17 protein-coding genes and 1 pseudogene are annotated in these 19,089 nt (G+C 37.0%); 7 read left to right on the forward strand and 11 right to left on the reverse strand.

The window, feature by feature from the left end:
- Window positions 1–7: 7 nt before the first annotated feature.
- A complete protein-coding gene (locus QMA39_RS06110; protein WP_027955453.1) occupies window positions 8–1,357 on the reverse strand; it encodes an aspartate kinase in 1,350 nt (449 codons plus the stop codon).
- A 193-nt stretch (window positions 1,358–1,550) separates the two neighbouring features.
- Between QMA39_RS06110 and QMA39_RS06115 the strand changes: the two genes are divergently transcribed.
- Window positions 1,551–1,835, forward strand: a complete 285-nt coding sequence (locus QMA39_RS06115) for a hypothetical protein (protein WP_281658220.1) — start codon at window positions 1,551–1,553, stop codon at window positions 1,833–1,835.
- 40 nt (window positions 1,836–1,875) lie between these two features.
- Here QMA39_RS06115 and QMA39_RS06120 read toward each other — a convergent pair.
- Window positions 1,876–2,037, reverse strand: a pseudogene (locus QMA39_RS06120) (sporulation initiation factor Spo0A C-terminal domain-containing protein); the annotation flags it as partial.
- A 240-nt stretch (window positions 2,038–2,277) separates the two neighbouring features.
- On the opposite strand from QMA39_RS06120, the gene QMA39_RS06125 reads away from it, so the two are divergent.
- Window positions 2,278–2,919, forward strand: a complete 642-nt coding sequence (locus QMA39_RS06125; protein ID WP_281658221.1) for a Fic family protein — start codon at window positions 2,278–2,280, stop codon at window positions 2,917–2,919.
- A gap of 33 nt (window positions 2,920–2,952) precedes the next feature.
- Here QMA39_RS06125 and QMA39_RS06130 read toward each other — a convergent pair whose 3' ends face one another.
- From QMA39_RS06130 to QMA39_RS06145, 4 genes are all read right to left on the reverse strand, one after another.
- Window positions 2,953–4,158, reverse strand: a complete 1,206-nt coding sequence (locus tag QMA39_RS06130) for a diadenylate cyclase (protein ID WP_281658222.1) — start codon at window positions 4,156–4,158, stop codon at window positions 2,953–2,955.
- A 10-nt stretch (window positions 4,159–4,168) separates the two neighbouring features.
- Window positions 4,169–5,677 carry a Cthe_2314 family HEPN domain-containing protein gene (locus QMA39_RS06135; RefSeq protein WP_281658223.1) on the reverse strand — a complete coding sequence of 503 codons (1,509 nt, stop codon included), beginning with the start codon at window positions 5,675–5,677 and terminating at the stop codon, window positions 4,169–4,171.
- 205 nt (window positions 5,678–5,882) lie between these two features.
- Window positions 5,883–7,157 (reverse strand): hypothetical protein, encoded by a 1,275-nt coding sequence (locus tag QMA39_RS06140; RefSeq protein ID WP_281658224.1) that lies wholly within the window; start codon window positions 7,155–7,157, stop codon window positions 5,883–5,885.
- Window positions 7,158–7,523: 366 nt separating this feature from the next.
- Complete coding sequence (locus QMA39_RS06145) at window positions 7,524–8,678, reverse strand: hypothetical protein (protein WP_281658225.1); 1,155 nt, start codon at window positions 8,676–8,678, stop codon at window positions 7,524–7,526.
- 581 nt (window positions 8,679–9,259) lie between these two features.
- On the opposite strand from QMA39_RS06145, the gene QMA39_RS06150 reads away from it, so the two are divergent.
- A complete protein-coding gene (locus QMA39_RS06150) occupies window positions 9,260–9,475 on the forward strand; it encodes a hypothetical protein (RefSeq protein ID WP_281658226.1) in 216 nt (71 codons plus the stop codon).
- A 176-nt stretch (window positions 9,476–9,651) separates the two neighbouring features.
- A complete protein-coding gene (locus tag QMA39_RS06155; protein WP_281658227.1) occupies window positions 9,652–9,921 on the forward strand; it encodes a hypothetical protein in 270 nt (89 codons plus the stop codon).
- A 140-nt stretch (window positions 9,922–10,061) separates the two neighbouring features.
- Here QMA39_RS06155 and QMA39_RS06160 read toward each other — a convergent pair whose 3' ends face one another.
- A complete protein-coding gene (locus tag QMA39_RS06160; RefSeq protein ID WP_281658228.1) occupies window positions 10,062–10,643 on the reverse strand; it encodes a recombinase family protein in 582 nt (193 codons plus the stop codon).
- Window positions 10,644–10,841: 198 nt separating this feature from the next.
- Between QMA39_RS06160 and QMA39_RS06165 the strand changes: the two genes are divergently transcribed.
- The 3 genes from QMA39_RS06165 to QMA39_RS06175 all read left to right on the forward strand — a co-directional run bounded on the left by QMA39_RS06165 (window position 10,842) and on the right by QMA39_RS06175 (window position 13,728).
- Complete coding sequence (locus QMA39_RS06165; RefSeq protein WP_281658229.1) at window positions 10,842–11,708, forward strand: hypothetical protein; 867 nt, start codon at window positions 10,842–10,844, stop codon at window positions 11,706–11,708.
- A gap of 310 nt (window positions 11,709–12,018) precedes the next feature.
- A complete protein-coding gene (locus QMA39_RS06170) occupies window positions 12,019–13,452 on the forward strand; it encodes an SIR2 family protein (RefSeq protein WP_281658230.1) in 1,434 nt (477 codons plus the stop codon).
- Window positions 13,453–13,512: 60 nt separating this feature from the next.
- Window positions 13,513–13,728, forward strand: a complete 216-nt coding sequence (locus tag QMA39_RS06175; protein ID WP_281658231.1) for a hypothetical protein — start codon at window positions 13,513–13,515, stop codon at window positions 13,726–13,728.
- 23 nt (window positions 13,729–13,751) lie between these two features.
- Here QMA39_RS06175 and QMA39_RS06180 read toward each other — a convergent pair whose 3' ends face one another.
- The 4 genes from QMA39_RS06180 to recN all read right to left on the reverse strand — a co-directional run bounded on the left by QMA39_RS06180 (window position 13,752) and on the right by recN (window position 19,075).
- The gene (locus QMA39_RS06180; protein WP_281658232.1) at window positions 13,752–14,723 is read right to left on the reverse strand and encodes a tyrosine-type recombinase/integrase; all 972 of its coding nucleotides are present in this window, start codon (window positions 14,721–14,723) and stop codon (window positions 13,752–13,754) included.
- 166 nt (window positions 14,724–14,889) lie between these two features.
- Window positions 14,890–15,669, reverse strand: coding sequence for a sporulation transcription factor Spo0A (spo0A, locus tag QMA39_RS06185; protein ID WP_027955451.1), 780 nt, complete (start codon window positions 15,667–15,669; stop codon window positions 14,890–14,892).
- A gap of 222 nt (window positions 15,670–15,891) precedes the next feature.
- The gene (gene spoIVB, locus QMA39_RS06190) at window positions 15,892–17,124 is read right to left on the reverse strand and encodes a SpoIVB peptidase (RefSeq protein ID WP_281658233.1); all 1,233 of its coding nucleotides are present in this window, start codon (window positions 17,122–17,124) and stop codon (window positions 15,892–15,894) included.
- A gap of 223 nt (window positions 17,125–17,347) precedes the next feature.
- A complete protein-coding gene (gene recN, locus QMA39_RS06195; protein ID WP_027955449.1) occupies window positions 17,348–19,075 on the reverse strand; it encodes a DNA repair protein RecN in 1,728 nt (575 codons plus the stop codon).
- Window positions 19,076–19,089: the final 14 nt, after the last annotated feature.

A 19,089-nucleotide genomic window follows, 5' to 3' on the forward strand; every position in this document is an offset into this window, starting at 1 on the left:
CTATCTGTTATTCAAAAAATGTACGGTATAACGACTGAACAGCATCGGCCAGTCCTTCTGTCTTCACCCCAAACATCATGGAAACCTCAGAAGATCCCTGGTTAATCATCTCGATGTTCACATCGGCTTCTCTGAAGGCACAGGCTGCCTGGCTGGCAATTCCGATGGTCTGGTTCATTCCTTCTCCCACGATCATAATCATTGCCATATCCCGTTCAATGATAACCGTGTCCACTTTCAATTCTTCCTTAATTCTGCCGACAACCACTTTCTCTTTCTCCGGCGGAAGCTGGTGATCCCTTAGTACAACAGACATGTCATCGATTCCAGAAGGTGCATGCTCAAAAGAGACTCCTTCATCTTCCAGAATCTGCAGAAGTTTCCGCCCAAAACCAAGCTCTCTGTTCATCAAGTATTTACTGACATACAAGTTAAGAAAGCCTTTGTCACTGGCAATTCCCACTACATGGGATTCACGGTCAGGCAGATCTGCTGTAATCATCGTCCCAGGGGCGGAAGGGTTGTTTGTGTTTTTAATACAGACGGGAATTTTAGCTTTAAAAGCAGGAATAAGCGCTTCATCATGAAAAACCGAAAAGCCGGCATACGATAATTCACGCATCTCCCTGTAAGTCAAAGATGTAAGTTCCTTCGGCCGGTCCACATACATCGGATTCACACAATAGACTGAATCCACATCGGTGAAGTTCTCATAAAGCTCCGCCTGCAGCCCTGCTGCAACAATCGAACCAGTAATATCCGATCCACCTCTGGAGAAGGTCACGAGTGTCCCTTCAGGTGTATAACCGAAAAATCCAGGAATCACGAGGATTTCCCTGCGCTCCCTTAAACGGTAAAGCTGGTCGAAACTTTCTTCTAACACAAGAGCGCCACCTGGCTCATCACGCACCAGAATGCCCGCTTCCTTCGGATTTACATACGAGGAATCATAGCCTTCCTGTCTTAAATAAGCGCTCAAGATTAATGCAGTCCCATCTTCACCACAGGATTTCAGGGAGTCTATGGCTTTGGCTTCTTTTTTCTGCACCTGCTCCATTGAGAACTCCAACCGCTTCCTCACTTCTTCCAATACATTCAGCGGAAGGTTCAACTCATCCACCATCGATTGAAAACGGTCAACGATCATTTTATATACCTCATGGTCAACCTGATCGTGTTGGATTGATTCGCCCAGTTTGATGAGCAGATCGGTCACTTTCTGATCGCCGCTGTATCGTTTCCCAGGGGCGGAGACGACGACAACACGACGATTGTCTTCAGATGTAACGATATTCTTCACTTTTTGGAGCTGTCCTGCATCGGCAACGGAGCTGCCGCCAAATTTTACGACTTTCATATGTACAACACCTCATTAGAGTACCAAAGTAATTAATAATTAAGAATTGTAACACAAATGAGGTGCAAAGTTGAACAGATTTATCAAAAAATTTTCAAAAACTTTTTTTCTTATATTTCTACAAGTTTTTTACAATTTCCTTATAATTTTGTTACATATTTGTTCATTATCCTATATTATGGATACTAGGAGGATGGGTGATCAGATGGTTTTGATGAATGACGGGTTCGGTGGAACACGATATTATCCAGAAAACAGCGAAATGTCTGTCCTTTGCAGCTATTTTGATCAAGGACACAGATATGTCATTATTCAATATTTGGACCTTCCTTTCAGTTACCGGTTGATTAACCTCGACGGCCTTGCCTTTGTCGATAAGGAAGCCCATGATTTCTTGAAGGAGGAGCTCTTCTCCATTGACGAAGGGGTTTATGATAACGCAGAACTCGCAGGTCAAATTAAACAGCTAATGACATAAAAAAGCACGTATGTTGTCACATACGTGCTTTTTCAATGGATCAGCTTGCTCGATGCTCCAGGCGGAGACGATCAGCCACCATCGCGATGAATTCGCTGTTGGTCGGTTTTGCTTTCGTGTTGGAAATCGTGTAGCCGAACAAGGAGGAAATGGCATCGATATTGCCCCGGTTCCAGGCTACTTCAATGGCGTGATGGATAGCTCAAAGGATTTAAAGATCTTATTTATGTTCTTATTCATTGGGGTATTGGTTGGGATAGTATCCAAGAGTTTGTCGGTCAACTGTGTCTCTTTTCTACTATATAATATGTAGTATAAATGGATACTACGATTAATTCAAGCAATTGTCTGATAACTCATTAGTTAAACATAATATCCCACATTAAAAGCTCAGTTCCTCTATAATAGAAAAAGTTGTTCACTTATCAAGGAGGCTTCATATATGACCCCCCAACTATCTGTAAAAGACAACATAAAGTTAGCTGAACAGTCACTTCCTTCATTAATATACAGTTGTTCTCTTATAGAAAATATCCCTGTTACTAAATCTCAAGTATCCACATTACTTCAAGGACATTCTGTATCAGGTATGCGTGTAGATGATTTACAAAAAGTACTGAACCTTATATATGCGTGGAGATATATGTTAAATAACATACACACCCCTCTAGATTTAACCTTTATGAAGAATATCAACCGCTACGTTGCCTATAACGAGAGTATAGAATGGGGAGTGTTGAGAACTGGTCGAGTGGGCATTACTGGTACCACTTTTAAGCCCCCTATTCCACAGGAAGAAAAGGTAAATGATCAAATAAAAAAATACCGCTCCACTAATGATATAGAAGTAGCGATATCATATACACTTTGGTTTATGAAAGCACAGCTGTTTTGGGACGGTAATAAAAGGACTGGCTTAATTTGTTTAAATAAATATTTACTATCACACGGCTTAGGAATATTAAGTCTCTCTTCTAAACAAATATATAAATTTAATAAGCACTTATCCTTCTATTACCAAACTGATTCAAATCATGAAATTAAAGATTTACTGTTAAATTGCATCAGTTTAACCACGGTATAATCAACAATATTCAGTTATATTATTTTTCCCTACTTAAAGAAATTCTAATTTCACCAACTCTTCCCCATCGTCATCTTTATTATTGTAATAGAGAGTGATTTGACCATCTGAACTAACCTTAAAAACCTTCATACCGTGCAGGTGGGCTGATAAAGAAGCCAGACTTCTAGCACCTAATTCTCCATCTGCATCCGGATGAGAATTTACCATAGCACCAAAAGCAATCAGATCTCCTTTCGCATCAAATATAATCGCTCCATCAACACTTGCTAATTCCAATATTAATTCCTTGGATATGCTTTTTCTATCTCCACTTTGAATATTTATTGAATTTAATCTTTCTGAAAGTGTTTGATATAATGGCGAGGAAGAATGATTTATTATACTTGATTGATTACTAACGACACTTTCATGGACATTATCCGTATCTATGAGTATTAAAGCTCCATGTCTTCTATAGCTTAAATCAAAAAGTATCTCAAAGAGATTACACCCAATTCTATATATACCTACGTGATCTACAATTGCATTTTTTAGAGGTTGAGGATCATAAATCTTCCATTCACCTTTTCTACATGAAGCTAACAAACCACTTCCGTCATATATTATTAAGTCCCCACGTTTAGTTTTAGTTATTGCACATTCACCCTGGTTTAGGATAGATTTATAAGGATATACAAACTGAGGTACTAGCTCATAACCCGAGCTGTCGCTTATATCATCCCATTTAACATAATCGTAATCAACATAATCCCAATTTTTACCGATTCTAAAGAATGTGAATTGGGTTTCACCTAGTACATCTAATATTTTCATACTTTCATTGTCCAGCAAATCAAAATCTCCTGAATGCTTTTGATTATATATAAAGGTAAAACTAATATCCGAATTCTCATATGTTCTATTTTCTAGCATCCTGCTATAATCAAATAACCTTTCCCAATCACCCACGTACCCTTTCAAATCTAGCCATTCTTTGACTAGAGTTGCTTGAATTAATTCTTCATCAATACTCTTCGCATTTGTAGAAGGTCTCTGCAATAGCTCCTCCGCCAAATGTTCACATTTTTCTTTCCACCTGTGCATTATAGGAGTAGCGTTTCTGTAGGCTGATATATAATATTTCGTATCGTCTCCTTTTATATTTAAATTTATTTCATGCGGAGCCCAATGGTCTGAGATGAACCATTGCGGAACCATACTCACAATAGTTTTGTAATATTCTTTATTTGATATCATCTTTATCATCCTATTCGAACATTTTATAAAATCCAGTAACAGCAACATCTAAACTTTCGATCAATTCAAACAAATTTTTGGCATTCTCTTGAATGGTTACTAAGACCTCTAAATCTATGACCTCTTTAGAGTTGGAATTAATAAAATTCTGTAATGTTACAAGGTGAAAATGATCTTGTCTATTCTTATCAAGTTTCTTAAATGCTTTGCTCCCTAATATCCGCTCACAAATCTTTATAGGAGGCAAGAAATGAAGCTCAGGTTGATGCATACGTATATGACTTATCACTCCACTAAAAGAACTGTTGTTTGAAGCATCTACTTCAAACAACTCTCTAATAACTTTACTAATTTTGTCATAGACTGAATAAATTCTTATTAGCCCACTTAGCAAGAAATACCTATAATTTAATCCATCAAAATAAATCCAATAGTTATCTAAATCTTTATAGTTTTGATCAACGGCTTCAAAGAACATTTTTTCCATATAACTTAAACTTCTAGAAGTTTCATGCAACCTGAAAACTGCATCACTCAATTGATAATTTACCCATCTTAGATTGGGTGAAGAGTAATTTTTATTCCATTTCTTTGTACCCGCTAGTCTAGTGCTAATAGTTCGGATATACTCTACAGTAGAATCATATAACTGCTTGTTCAAATTTTCATTGTATGCATGCTGCAATCTACCATACTTTTTCTTAATTACTTTTTCGTTAGGTCTAATTACAACCAACTTTCTACTTTGCGAGTAGTGAACATTAGACAACACACATCTACTGGAGAATATCTCCAAAGCCTCTGTAATAGCTTCATAAACACTCTCATTCGCTTGAACCACGTATTCTGAAACCTTTGAATATGTATATAAATCCGTTCCTAAATGGTAGGACAAAGAGTGGTCGTTAGTCTTTCTTACTTTATCAAGTTCATTAAATACATTATGACTCTTAAGTTTCCAAAGTAAGTTATAAGTTTTTGTCTCTTTAAATCCCTTTCTCTTAAGCTGTTTTTGCAATTGCGTCAAAGTATTTTTTGAACTTTTATCAGAAAGTTCAACACCATAAAAAACAGCAAAATATCTTATTAACTTCTCCCATGCACCTATCGACTTTAGGACAGCGTTGTGCAAGAAGAATCGTTCATTAAAAAACTCTGGTGTGTAATTTTCAAATAATTCAGCGTATAAATAAGATTCAAACAATGCATTATAAGAAAATTGATGCACTTCTTCCAGCAAAGAAAATAAATACTCTCTAACTTGGATAGAACCAACTGATTGCCTAGAATCAGTTTCTGTAACCTTTATATGGTTCATTTCATTGCTGTAGACTAAATCAAATTTAGAATTAATATCGTTATTTTTTTGGATTAGCTTTAATGCTTTATTCTTTACGTCCTGGTGCTTCTTTAAAAGTAATTTACTACAAGAATCACAACAGTATTCTATAGAGCTACAAAAATTACTTTTGGGCGTTTTTATTTCTTTTTCATTACAACTCAAGCATATATTTTCCACATATTTCACTCCCGAAGTTATTATTCACTCCTGTTTTAATTCACCACTTTCTATTACTCACAAAAGAAGAGTACTTATTTTTATAGACCTTTTATCATATAAAATACAGTAGATTACGAAAAGAACTAATATACTCATCGTACCACAAATGGTTTTTATTTCTAAATAAAAACCACTGTGTTTACCCCTTACATGTTAATAAAATTCATGTTTCATATAATATAGGTTTATCTTTAAACAATGCATCTTTGATTTCTTTACTTAGGTAATCTCTATTAAGCCAAGGGAAAAAGTAAGGTATCCGTAGTAACTTCAAACCATTGTTAGGGATCTCTTTATTTTTTATTGCATCATTCTCTTGCGTCTTATTAAATGAAGATATACCACCATAAAACTCAACTGGTTCAAAGTGCTGTATTCCATCATATTCTACTACCAGTTTAAACTCATGAAAATAACCATCACATCTTAGTGGCATCCCACTTACACCTACCAACCACGGGAATTGTTTCTGCGTTTCATATGATGCACCTAAAATATCACTAATCATGTTTAAAAGTTGTTTTTCTGTTTTATTAGATACTTCTATCTTATAACCGTACATTTCGCATACTTCTGTCCAAGCCATTTTAAACTTTTTCCGATATGTACGATCGTCAAATTTAGAAAGCATATTAAATCCTCTTCGTGTAGGAGTTTCCCCGAACTCTGATAACCAATATTCAAAAACTCTATTAAATTCTTCTTCGTAATCAGATTCACTGTATTTCGCACTCATTTTTCCAGTTTGCTGACCAACTTTCTTTTTATATTCGGCTCTCCTCTTATTATACATATCAATTTTTTCTTCTGAGCAGTATTGCTCTAGTACTTTTGTATATACTTCCCCATCAGTCAGTTCAAAACGATATGCATATGTTGATATAGCTATCTCACTTCTTTCGATGAATTCAGTATAAGTTGGTACTGCTTCTAAACGTTTCATCACTTTAAGAAAGTTTTCCTTTAAATCATAATCTGAGTATCTTAATTTTTTCGCACCAGCAGCCCGCCTTATTTTATCAAGACCAATTGATTGCAAAAATCTGTAAGTAATATACGGGTGATTTCTACAAAACACTTGGAGATTCTGTTTACTGGTAAACTCAATATATTTTTTATATTCTTTTACAATATAAAGATGTAAGGTTGAAAGCTCTCCGAACATTTCAACCACTGCTATCCAATTTTTCTGTTTAAGTAATCTCGCGTATGATCTAACCCCTATTTTAGATACTGATTCAAAACCTTTAGTAGTGAGATGGTAAGGGGCTGTAACTACCTCATTGAAGTTTCTTACTAAAGCTTCATTACTATAGTCTCTCTTACGATTCTCTCGATGAATCTCATTTGTGTTTAAACGCCTACAGGTGTTGCCACAATATTTTTCTGTCGGTTTTTGCGGAATAAATAGTTCCCCACAATATTTACAATTCCTCACCACTATCACCTCACGAAGTAATTAAAAACATAATACCTCGCACAAGCAGATTTTAAACCAACTTATAATTATTCCCGTTTAAATACTAAATTAAACACCGAACGAAGAATATTTTATCGATCGGATAACTTACAGCCTTTCACCTAATTATAGATAAAAAATAAAAAAGATAAATCCCTTGTTATTTAATTATATATCCCTCTAGGCTCACAGCAGTTCAAAGTTAATAATTTCGTTCGGTGCCATTAAAGATGTTATATTTAAAGTTGTGTCTAAATTCTTCCAATACTATCACTTCACTGAACAAATAAAGGAGTGGTATTCACACCACTCCTTTACTTGGTTTTTTTATTTAAAGTGTTGTTGTTATTCAAACGGAAGCTCATCCATATCGTCATCATCATAGAAACTACCTCGCAAATCACCGCTAGGCAATTCGTCTAAAAGATGGGAAATATCCTTTTTATGTTTTCTTTTTTTATATTCTACTGTTCTATGAAAACTTTCGTCGCTTAAATCTTCTGCTATTTTCTTTTCCAACTTTTCATTAATTCTCTCTTGACGTTCTTTTGCAGCAATTTCTTTCTTTGCTTCATTACTAAGATTTTCAATTAACGTCTTACCACCTTCCCCACTCCTCTCAATAGCATTAACTCTCGCTGTTGCAGCCTCTTTTAAGTTCTTTGAATTTGTTGTTAAAAATATGATAAAGTCATTTGCATTTAGTCTGTTTTTTCTGCCATACCAATTATGATTTCTTATTTCAGTACATTCTGACTCTAATTTATCTATGTAATCCCCGTGAACCAGATCTCTTTCATCATCTTCATCACCCGATGTTTCTTCATCTTGATTTGTAGTATATCTGTTAGTCTCTTGGCGAATGTCACCAAAGCTATCTATGTAATATTGCCCTCGTTCTTTCTTAATTAACCCAGCCTCAACACAATCTTTTATGTTATTTATAGCTGTTTGATGAGATATGTTTAAAACACTACTCCACTCAAGGTATGAAATCTGATAATCAATAGTTTGCCTCCACAATATATACACTAGAGTCCTAAATTGCCTAAGTGTAGCAGCTTTTTCCCAATAGTCATTTGTAACTTCAGTGTACCCTCTATATTGCCAACTTCCACTCTTCACCATTTTGTCTGTATATTTTTTTTGGTTACTAAGCAAAGTTATACTTAAAGTGGTGTCATACTTCATAGGGACATGAGTATAACTAATGCCTATGTGCCCTTTTTCTTCTAGACTCATTAAAGCATCTCTTATCTTAGCTTTTGCTCTCCCTTGGTTTTTTGCTCCAAACTTAAACAAATCATAGATTAAATGTACATTCGTTTTTACAGTTTTAGTGTCTCGTGCTAGTACATTACAACCTAAGAGGTAGAAAACCCCAAACTCAAAATCCGATACATAATCCTTACTTTCAAATGCATGCATTCTATTCGGCATAGATACATATTTCTCTTGACTGCTAATATGATCACTTCCAATCTCAGTACCCCGCAACATTACCTCCACTCTTTATGTTTTAGTTTTTATGTTTCTTTTTATGTTTTATACTGTCTAGATATTGTCTTAAAAGATACTATATTTTTACTTCACCAACATAATAAATGAATAAATACACTCACTTTTTAGAATAAAAGAGTACTCATTTATACACAAATTATGTGTGCAGGTGAGTACATAAAAATATACCACCGTTCCAAGCACCTGGCAAGCGACATAGGCGTGATATGCAATACCTCCATTAAGCAAAACAACATACTTATATTAATGAAAGTAATGGAATAATTTTTTCTACAATAACTCCAAAGAGTACGTATGAACTTTAGAACAGAAAGTTACGTTTAACAAAAAGCATTAGCTATAATTAAAATTTTATATTATATCACAAACAAATACTGAATTAAATATTAAAATAATAAATGATTATATATACCCATTAATCCTGAAAATCAAATGTGCTACTATAAGCTTGCACACTTTACAAACTTTGCGGGGATGAAGAGTGTGCTACTTCTTCACTTATACACAGGAGTGACTCAACTTAACACTCCTGTGTACACCTTTATTTAGGAGTGTTGTTAATGAATAAACGTGAAATTGCACATATGATTCTAAACAGCTTTGAGGAAAAGGATTTAATTGATGTAATCTCAGCATTAGATAGGTTGGCACTCAAAAAGAACGGGTTAACTGAGAAAGAAGTTCTTGAAATTGTGAGATCAGATAAGGATATACAAGATGGCACCTACTATACTCATGAAGAAGTGTTTAATAAGGATATAAATGACAACAGCTAGTTCTTGGGTGTGGGGGTGTGTAGTGGAAAATAAAGATAAGTAAAAAGGATATTCTCCAGCAGGTGATTAAGTGCTCAACTGACAGACCACTGAAACTTTTTACCTCTTTTTTACGTAAAAGACATAGTAGCTTTGAACTAAACAAACTATACTATTATGTGAAAGGAGGGGTGACAATGGAATTTATTACATTAGATTCAGGTTTTGGTTACGATAACGAATACCCATGTGAAGATGATCTTAATGTTCTATTCACTATTAATCAAGAACACGAGCGATTCATTTTTCTTAACTACACTTCTGTATTCCGCCTAAGAAAAGTTCTCCAATCAGAAATCCACAGTGTAGATGACCACGCAAAATCTTTTCTCTTAAGTAACTTACAAGACATATCGAATGGTAAGTTTGATACGAAAAATGAACGTTTGCTCCGCTTATACAGTTGATTCAAATATAAAAACCGTGCAGCGATTATGCTCACGGTTTTTTTCTTACCATTTTTTTCGCTGCACCTGTAGCGAATGAACTACTGCCTTCATATTTTAGTGGTTAAATTAACATGGTCCTGTAAAGCACCCCCACCGTACTAAGTCCTAACTTTAGCCTCTCTATATATAGTAGCTTTGCTTATTTTAGTAATATTCGATATTTCCTTTACTGTTAAACCATTCTTTTCTCTATTATCAAAAAGTTCCAAAGCATGCAGTAAACCTTTGTTATTGTAGGTATACCTCTTCGGTCTTCCTTTATATACCCCTCTCTTTTTAGCCTCGGCTATCCCTTCCATTTGCCTTTCTCTTATCATATCTGCTTCAAATTCAGCTATTCCTGCAAGAACTGTTATCATTAACTTACCTATTGGAGTAGATGTGTTGATACTATCTCCACCCATATTAAGAATAACCAAACCTACACCTTTTTCATCTAGATACTCAATTGTTTTTAAAGCATCCTTTGTACTTCTAGCGAACCTATCCAATTTTGTGACTACTATTACATCACCCGCTTCGACACTCACCAGTAATTCATTAAATCGTTCCCTCTTCTCAACCTTACGACCAGATACTTTCTCTTTATATATTACCTTACAGCCGTGCCTTTCTAATTGTTCAACCTGAATGTCTAAACTCTGAGCCTTAGATGATACACGAGCATAACCATAAATCATTTGCTCACTCCCTATTTTGATACATGTATATGAGACTCTATTAAGCTAATGATACCAGTATCTCTAAAATGTATCAATTGGGTGTACTCATTTGAGTCATATCTCTAAAATAGGTGTAATTTGTATCAAATAGTGGGATTTTTTTGAACAGTGTTGTAAAATAATGTTAAAACTAAATACTTACACAGGAGGATATTTATGCCTTATAGTGCTCTGTATCGATTTGAAGCGATTTCTCATGAACTAAATGCTAGAGATATTGATTCAGTTTCGTATAAAAATAAATACAAAGGCAATTTATATTGTACAACTGAAAACTGTGATGCCAAATTCATTACTGTATTTAGATTTTCTAGACCTAATTATTTTAGAACACATCCAAAAGAGGATCACAATGAAGATTGTATCTACAGCTTTGAAAGGTCAGCTACCAGAAGTGGAATTGATTCAAAAGAAACGATAAATGTGAGAATGTCTGAAAATCAGAAAAGAAATGCCCTTAAAAGAGCATATCGTCTCTCAAAGATGAGTGAAGAAGAAATTGAGAGGAAGAAACAAAAAGAGAAAGAAAAAAGGAACAAGTCAAAAATCACAAGTGGAAAAAAAGCTAATACAAGGATTAAAAATACACTCAGCAAAGAAGTAGATGAAGAGAAAGAAGCAGTTGCTTTAAAAAAGCAAAAAGCTCCTAGTTTATTTAATAGAGCTGTAGATGCTATTAACGACTCTGACCTTAACAATCCTAGGATAGTAACCGGTGAAGTGGTTGATGTATATTCTGAAAAAAATTTCGCTGTAGTAAGGATTTCTAAAGGTAAAAGGGTTCTTACTGTGAAGTTCGAAGAAGCATTTTTCGCCGATACTCCCAACTACGACGGTTTATTTGAAAATATCACCAAGTATGCTGAAAAGAAAGGTATATTGACTTTTATTGGTATAGGTGAGATAAGGAAATCTTCGAAGAATGATGAATACGAGCTAGTTATTTTTAACGGGAATGATTTTAATATAGAGGGAAATACTTTAGGATCACTTTCGGGAATTGTGGCTAAATGGAAACAATAAACTATATGATTAATGCTTAGATCGCTCTTTAATTTATTCCTTTGCTTTTTCCTATCTCGTTTTTTATTCACCTTTTCTTATCTCTGGTGAACCCCTGGTTCCAGACTCTAGCCATATCCATTTTAAACTAAGTACTGCTCATATTGAATTTGATCATCTTTTAGATAGACCGGCTAAATGTGTATCTAAAAGAGTAAACTTCTGAAGTTCACTTAAGTGATATAGGCTAAAATACAATATATGTAAATATTATAATTATATGGTGTGTTTGACTCAGAATTAATTTTTGCTTTTACGGGAGGTATTCCTAATGTCTAAGTACCAAACCTACCTAGAATCGTCACTTGCTAGACTCAGAACTGTATTGGATGATAGCGGCAGTAGACCCATCTTATTTATAGGATCTGGAATGTCAATAAGATACTTAAACACTCCTGATTGGATAGGGTTGTTGGAAAAGCTAATTGACTTAAACCCACAAAAACGTTTTCCAATTGGATACTATACCCAAAACACTAATAATGATTACCCAGCAGTTGCAAGTGCATTAATTGAAGAATATCAAGATTTTGCTTGGGATAAACATGAAGAGGGAATCTTTCCAGAAAACCTCTATGGTCACACTTTTCATAAAAGCATATTTTTAAAGTATCAAATATCAGAAGTACTCACAGATTATATAAACCATTTTAATGTAGAAAATAACCCCTACGCTGAAGAACTGGAGTCATTCATAACACTTAACCCCCATGCTGTAATAACCACAAATTATGATACTCTCATAGAAAAACTACTAACAAATTATAAAGTTGTAATCGGTCAACAAGTTATTAAACGAAAAGAAGCAACTGAGATAGGACATATCCTAAAGGTTCACGGATGTATGACTAATCCTTCCGAAATAATTGTTTCTTCAGAAGACTACAAGATATTTAAAGAAAAGCAAAAGTATTTGATAGCCAAGTTGTTAACCTATTTCTTAGAACATCCAGTTATATTTTTAGGGTATTCTATAAATGATTCTAATATTAAAAATATTTTGTCAGATGTTGCTGAAATTATAAATGAAGATGGTGATGAAGTCGTAAATAATATTTGGTTTATTGACTATAAGGAAGATATAAAAAGCGATGATAACCCACCAATGGATAAGACAATTGATTTAGGCGAAAGTAAAAGTATACGCGTGAATTACTTACAATTAAATAACTTCAAGCCCCTTTATGACAGTTTATACCAGCACAACTCAATGACAATGGATACATTAAGAGAATTACAAAGCAATATTTATAATATTATAAAAAGCAGAACGATTACAAACCTTGAAGTGGATATGATTAGTATAGAAAGTATCAAAGATGAGGAAGAGCTAAGTAAACTTTTGGGAGTCACTACTAGCAGTGATACTGAATATCTTACTGGTCGTGATGATGGAGTTAAAGTAATTGGAGTGGGGAATGTTTCTAGCACTGAGCAGTTGGTGGCAATGTATCCAATGAAAATTTCTCAAGTCGCAAAGAAATTAGGTTTCTCATACTGGTACCCTGTTGACAAGATGATACAGCAAGTTCATGTAGAAACTGGATTTAATATCAAAGGATCAAATAACCTGTATCATATTGATATTGGAATTACCCAACCTGAGCATAGATATTCAAAGAAGGCTCTTCAGTTATTTGAGCAAATCATTAACAACGATAGATATGAAGTAATAAACGAGGATGAAGTAGTGATATCTCCCTAAATACGCAGTATTGTTTTAAATATGATAAAAGCATAAAGATCTTAATAGGAGGTATTTAAAATGGATATAACGCAGATAAAAGAGGTTGTAACAGCACAGGTTAATGAGTTATTCCCACAATTAAAAACAAAACAAAGTTATCATCATGGGGTAGTTATGCTTATTACTAAAAATATCCAAAGAGACTATGACATTGCTGCGTTCGAGGATACCACTTACGCGGCAAAAATAATTAATAATGAAATCCAAGAACTACAAGTAGCACTTTGTATATAGGGAGGAGATTTCCTCCCTATATTTTATATATCCAAAGTATTTAGAGGAGAGTGTTTATTGTATTTAATTCTTATCTCATCGTCTGTAAAGTCCAAGTAATGCTTCTGTGTGACCTCGGCACTACTATGACCGAGTATCCTTGATAAACTAACCCAATCACCACCATTTAACAAGTAAAATTTAGCAAAGTTATTCCTCAACTGGTGCGGATGTACCTCAACACCTACACGCTTACCTGCTTCCTTTAAGCTTCTTCTAAAATTCCTGATGTCCTGCCTCGTACCTCTAATTGTTGGGAACATATACTCACTATCAGAGAAACGATCTCGATATTTCAGCCAACGTTTTAACTCATTTGACAACTTATGTGAAAAGTAAACATAACGCTCATGCCCGCTCTTAGTATTTTTGACCAGAATAGACTTATACTTAAAATCAACCTCATCGGGCATTAGATTGCAGCACTCTCCTGCACGCAGTCCTGTATCTAAAATAAGCCTCGTTTGAACCCACAACCGATATTCATGAAATATAGAAGTATCCATGGTGTTGAGCATTTTCTTAAGTTCTTCCCGTTTTAACAACGGCTTTTTCTTTCTTTGAGGCTTAACGTTCTCTAATTTATCTACTGGATTTATTTGTATTTCTCTTTCTGCATAAAGAAAGTTAAAGAACACCTTGATATTCCGTACATAGTTACTAATTGTAGTATCTGAAATTTCTTTACCATTATCCGTTCTACGGTCAGGAAAGTTTACATTTAAGCTTCTTTGATTACTTACTACAGTGTATTTACCTCTTTCACGCAGGTACTTTATATACATTCTTATATGTGCACTTTTAACATACTTCACTTCTGTAAGACCGTGCTCCTGCTGCACGTAGTAAGTGAATAACCTCAGCGTTTGCTCATAACTCGTGAGTGTTTTTCGACTTAACCCTTTGGAGTCACAGTAAAGCATGAAATTGTCTAGATGAAACTCAAAATTGTTCATAAAAAAACCTCCTAAAAATGGATGTGAAAAACCACACCCAATGAATAAGAGGTATAAATCTGTTGCCTTACACCACCGATATTTATCGGTACAGAAAGATGTTTATTGGTCATTAGTGTCAAGCAACAGACATTACATAAGTTCTATAAATCCCTTTGTAGAGCCTTCAGCTTGCCCGATGCTCCAGGCGGAGACGATCAGCCACCATCGCGATGAATTCGCTGTTCGTGGGTTTTGCTTTTGTATTGGAAATCGTATAGCCGAACAAGGAGGAAATAGCATCGATATTGCCTCTGTTCCAAGCTACTTCAATGGCGTGGCGGATAGCCCGTTCGACACGGGAAGCGGTCGTATTATATTTAGTGGCGATATCTGGATAAAGAACTTTTGTAATGGATCCAAGCAGTTCCAAATCTTTATAAACCATTGTGATGGCTTCACGAAGGTACTGATACCCTTTAATGTGGGCCGGCACCCCGACTTCATGAATGATATGGGTGATGCTTGTATCCAGATCCGGTTTTTTCGATCTTGCTGAGGAATAACTGCTGCCGAGGGCACGATTGATTGGATCGCCGGCATGTTTGATCTGGCGGACCTGCTCTCCAAGGTGATCAAGGTCGAATGGCTTCATCATAAAATAAGCCGCTCCAAGTTCGACAGCTTTTTTCGTCACTTCTTCCTGCCCGAACGCTGTTAACATAATGACCTCAGGATGCTTGTCCATATCCCTCAGCTTGTTCAACACAGCAAGACCATCGAGATGCGGCATAATGATATCCAAAATCAGCACGTCCGGTTTCTTCTCTTCGACCATTTGCAGACAGTCTTTTCCATTGTAGGAAGTACCGACCACTTCTATATCGTGAGTGTCTTCAAAATACTCTTCAAGAAGCTTTACCAGCTCTCTATTATCATCAGCCAAACACACTTGAATCTTTTCCATTCCTTTTTCCTCCTTAAGAGAATAGTCCTCTTTATTTCCGTAATACACGTATTCGACAGTCATAAGAAACATTCCTTTTTTATTATAACAAAAAATATAAGGAATTAGAGAATATCTGGCAAATGCTTAAAAATACTCGTTTTTTCGTATGTATTCGACATACGGCCGGTCAGTTTTGTCGAAATTTGTCGACAAAAAGGAAAAGGAGCCCTTTATGAGCTCCTAGCCTGCTTTCTTTTCCCCTTCTTCTTCATGAAGGGCAATACCTGCTTCCTGAAGCATCCATTCAATATGGACACCGTATCCGCTTGTCGGATCATTGACAAACACATGGGTCACTGCACCGATGATTTTTCCATTTTGGATGATCGGGCTGCCACTCATCCCCTGAACAATTCCTCCCGTTTTATCCAGAAGTTCAGGGTCTGTGATTTTAACAATCATTCCTTTTGTCACCGCAGATTTCTTTGGCATATTGCTGACAATCTCCACATCGAAGGTCTGCATTTTTTCCCCGTCAAGGACCGTCATGATTTGAGCCGGACCTTCTTCCACCTGTTCTGCGAAACCGATCGGAAGTCCCTCCGGGTATTCCTCATTCGTCATATCATCATCCAATGTTCCAAAGATACCGAACGGCGTGTTTTTGGTGATGATTCCGAGGCGGTCGTTCCTCAAGGAAAACCTGGCTTTTTTCTCTCCTGGAACGCCCTGTGCTCCTTTTTCAATCGAGGTGACCTGCGATTTGACAATGGTGCCTTCATGGATTTCAATCGGCTTTTTCGTATCCATATCCGAAATGACATGACCGAGAGCGCCGTACTTTTTCGTTTCAGGATCATAAAAAGTCATTGTCCCTATGCCGGCTGCAGAATCACGAATATACAGACCAATCTGATATTCCTTTTCCCGCGGGTTGTAGGCCGGCGTCAGACTTGCCGTCGTTATTTCCTTTCCCCGTTTAATTTTCAGTTCCAGGGATTCTTCCTTTTCTCCGGTTTCCTTTACGATGGAGGATAATTTCTCCATACTGTTAATTTCCTCTCCATTACCTTCAAGCAGGATGTCGCCGATGAGAATTTCCGCTTGTTCTCCTGGCGAAGTCCGTTGTTCGCCTTTGCCGTTTACAAGGTGGTGCCCTACGACAAGCACACCTTTCGTATGAAGCTCTACACCTACCGACTGACCGCCGGGGATCAACCGGATATCTTTGAACGGCTCCAGGCTTGTTTTCTTAACCGGTACACCTGCAAATTCATAAAACACTTCGTGATCATTTGTGGACGAAAACGCCGTCCACGCTTCTTGATCAACAGAATGCTGATCAGGGCTGGCGCCGACCTTTACTTCTGTCGGGATGGATAGATAGTGCTGGACAGGGGCATAAAAGGGCAAAATAAGCATAAACAGCAGGAGAACAGAACCACATATATAGTTAAAGGCTTGATTTTTCACGGGTTCACTCTCCTTGTACTCCAGTACCAACTAAATGGCTTACTTATAATGTGGTCTTCCTTAATCCTTTTTAAACGAGCATAATCTGAGTAATTATAGTACCGTTTGCCTTGCTTTGAAACATTCTCCAACGTATAGGTAAACGTTGTATAAAGAGGTGTGTCGGTGGAAATGATAAAACAAACAAAAGCGCATGGACTCGTCCATGCGCTTAGGTACATCATTATGATTTACTTTTATGTTTATCTGCCATCGTAAGCAGTTCCCGCGCATGCTCAACGGTTGTAGCGGTTAATTCTGCTCCGGTAATCATGCGGGAGATTTCGTCAGCTTTTTCGTCCATTGAAAGTTCCTTGGCTGCTGTCGACGTCCGCTCATCCTCCACACGCTTTTCAATGCGGACATGTGTATCCGCCATAGCCGCTACCTGTGGCAGGTGGGAAATACAGAGCACCTGTGATCCCTCTGAGATCCCGTAAATCTTCTCAGCAATTGCCTGGGCCACTCTTCCGCTTACACCCGTATCCACTTCATCAAAAATCACGCTTGTAATGCCCTGATGACGAGAGAAAATCCGCTTCAACGCAAGCATAATCCGGGACATCTCACCCCCGGATGCTACTTTATGTAGTTCCTTCAACGGCTCTCCGGGATTGGTCGTGATCAGGAATTTCACTAAATCAATACCGTTCGGCAGCAGCTGGACAGGAGTACCATCCAGTTCCGGATCTCCTTGTTTCCCCGGTTTCGTCTGCAGGTCCACAGCAAAAGCTGCTTTCTCCAAGTAAAGATCTCTCAATTCTACATGAATGAATTCAGCCAGCTGATCTGCAGCTTTCACACGGATTTCACGCATCCCCTGCGCCTCAAGAAGAGCATCCTCGGACAATTCGGCAATTTCACTCTCCATCTTACTCAGATGAGAATCTTTATTGCGGATTTCATCAATCTCCTCTTCAATCCGTGAAGCATACTGCAGCATATCATCCACCGTAGCTCCGTACTTCTTCTTCAGACGGTTCAGTTCGTTCAGCCGGGATTCGATCTGGTTGAGTCTTTCAGGATCAAATTCGAGCTCTGCCATCTGATTACTCAGCTTAAACGTCATTTCTTCCATCAGGTAATATGTGTTCGTCATTTCTTCCGAAAGTTTTGCCAGGTTATCATCCACATCGGATGTACTTTCCAAAGAGGTCATTGCATGACTCAGCCAGTCCATTCCGCGCTGTTCCCCGTACAAAGAATAATACGCATCATGAATGCCTTGGTACACCTTCTCAAAATTCATGAGTTTCTTCCGCTCTTCGGAAAGCTCTTCATCTTCAAGCGGCTGCATTTCAGCTCCTTGAAGCTCACGGAGCTGAAATTCAAGCAGATCCAGACGCTGAGCCATTTCCTGTTCATTCTCACTCAATTCTTTATAACGCTTCTTCATCGTTCTGTATTTGTCATAAACGCTTACATACTCGTCCAGGACCGAGCGAAGCTCTTCACCGGCAAATACATCAAGAAGCTCGACGTGCCGGTCAGGATCCATAAGCGACTGCGTCTCATGCTGGCTGTGAATGTCTATCAAGGAATGTCCGAACTCCTTCATGATTCCGAGTGTAACCAGCTTTCCATTCACCCGGCAGATGCTTTTCCCCTGATGGGTAATGGTCCGTTCAAGCACCACCATGCCGTCCTCATCAATATCGACACCATAGTTCTGTCCGACCTTATAGATCGGATGGTCAGGCTGCACGGTAAACAACCCTTCAATTTCAGCTTTTTTTGTTCCATGACGAACAAACTCAACGGATCCCCGACCACCGGAAAGAAGCTGGATCGCATCAATAATGATGGATTTACCAGCACCTGTTTCACCGGTCAGTACAGTCAACCCTTCTTTGAACGTGATTGAGATCTCATCAATGATTGCAAAATCACGAATAGACAACTCTGTTAGCATGAAACCATCCACCT

Origin of the sequence: Halobacillus sp. Cin3, assembly GCF_947311855.1 — a bacterium.
GTDB lineage: Bacteria > Bacillota > Bacilli > Bacillales > Halobacillaceae > Halobacillus > Halobacillus kuroshimensis.

Bases quoted from the DNA above. Each gene is read 5' to 3' on its own strand.
- QMA39_RS06150 (WP_281658226.1), top strand. From the start codon at position 9,260: ATGAATAAACGTGAAATTGCACATATGATTCTAAACAGCTTTGAGGAA.
- spo0A (WP_027955451.1), bottom strand. From the start codon at position 15,669: ATGGAAAAGATTCAAGTGTGTTTGGCTGATGATAATAGAGAGCTGGTA.
- QMA39_RS06165 (WP_281658229.1), top strand. From the start codon at position 10,842: ATGCCTTATAGTGCTCTGTATCGATTTGAAGCGATTTCTCATGAACTA.
- QMA39_RS06180 (WP_281658232.1), bottom strand. From the start codon at position 14,723: ATGAACAATTTTGAGTTTCATCTAGACAATTTCATGCTTTACTGTGAC.
- QMA39_RS06115 (WP_281658220.1), top strand. From the start codon at position 1,551: ATGGGTGATCAGATGGTTTTGATGAATGACGGGTTCGGTGGAACACGA.
- QMA39_RS06175 (WP_281658231.1), top strand. From the start codon at position 13,513: ATGGATATAACGCAGATAAAAGAGGTTGTAACAGCACAGGTTAATGAG.
- QMA39_RS06110 (WP_027955453.1), bottom strand. From the start codon at position 1,357: ATGAAAGTCGTAAAATTTGGCGGCAGCTCCGTTGCCGATGCAGGACAG.
- QMA39_RS06170 (WP_281658230.1), top strand. From the start codon at position 12,019: ATGTCTAAGTACCAAACCTACCTAGAATCGTCACTTGCTAGACTCAGA.
- QMA39_RS06130 (WP_281658222.1), bottom strand. From the start codon at position 4,158: ATGATATCAAATAAAGAATATTACAAAACTATTGTGAGTATGGTTCCG.
- QMA39_RS06155 (WP_281658227.1), top strand. From the start codon at position 9,652: ATGGAATTTATTACATTAGATTCAGGTTTTGGTTACGATAACGAATAC.
- recN (WP_027955449.1), bottom strand. From the start codon at position 19,075: ATGCTAACAGAGTTGTCTATTCGTGATTTTGCAATCATTGATGAGATC.
- QMA39_RS06160 (WP_281658228.1), bottom strand. From the start codon at position 10,643: ATGATTTATGGTTATGCTCGTGTATCATCTAAGGCTCAGAGTTTAGAC.
- QMA39_RS06145 (WP_281658225.1), bottom strand. From the start codon at position 8,678: ATGTTGCGGGGTACTGAGATTGGAAGTGATCATATTAGCAGTCAAGAG.
- QMA39_RS06125 (WP_281658221.1), top strand. From the start codon at position 2,278: ATGACCCCCCAACTATCTGTAAAAGACAACATAAAGTTAGCTGAACAG.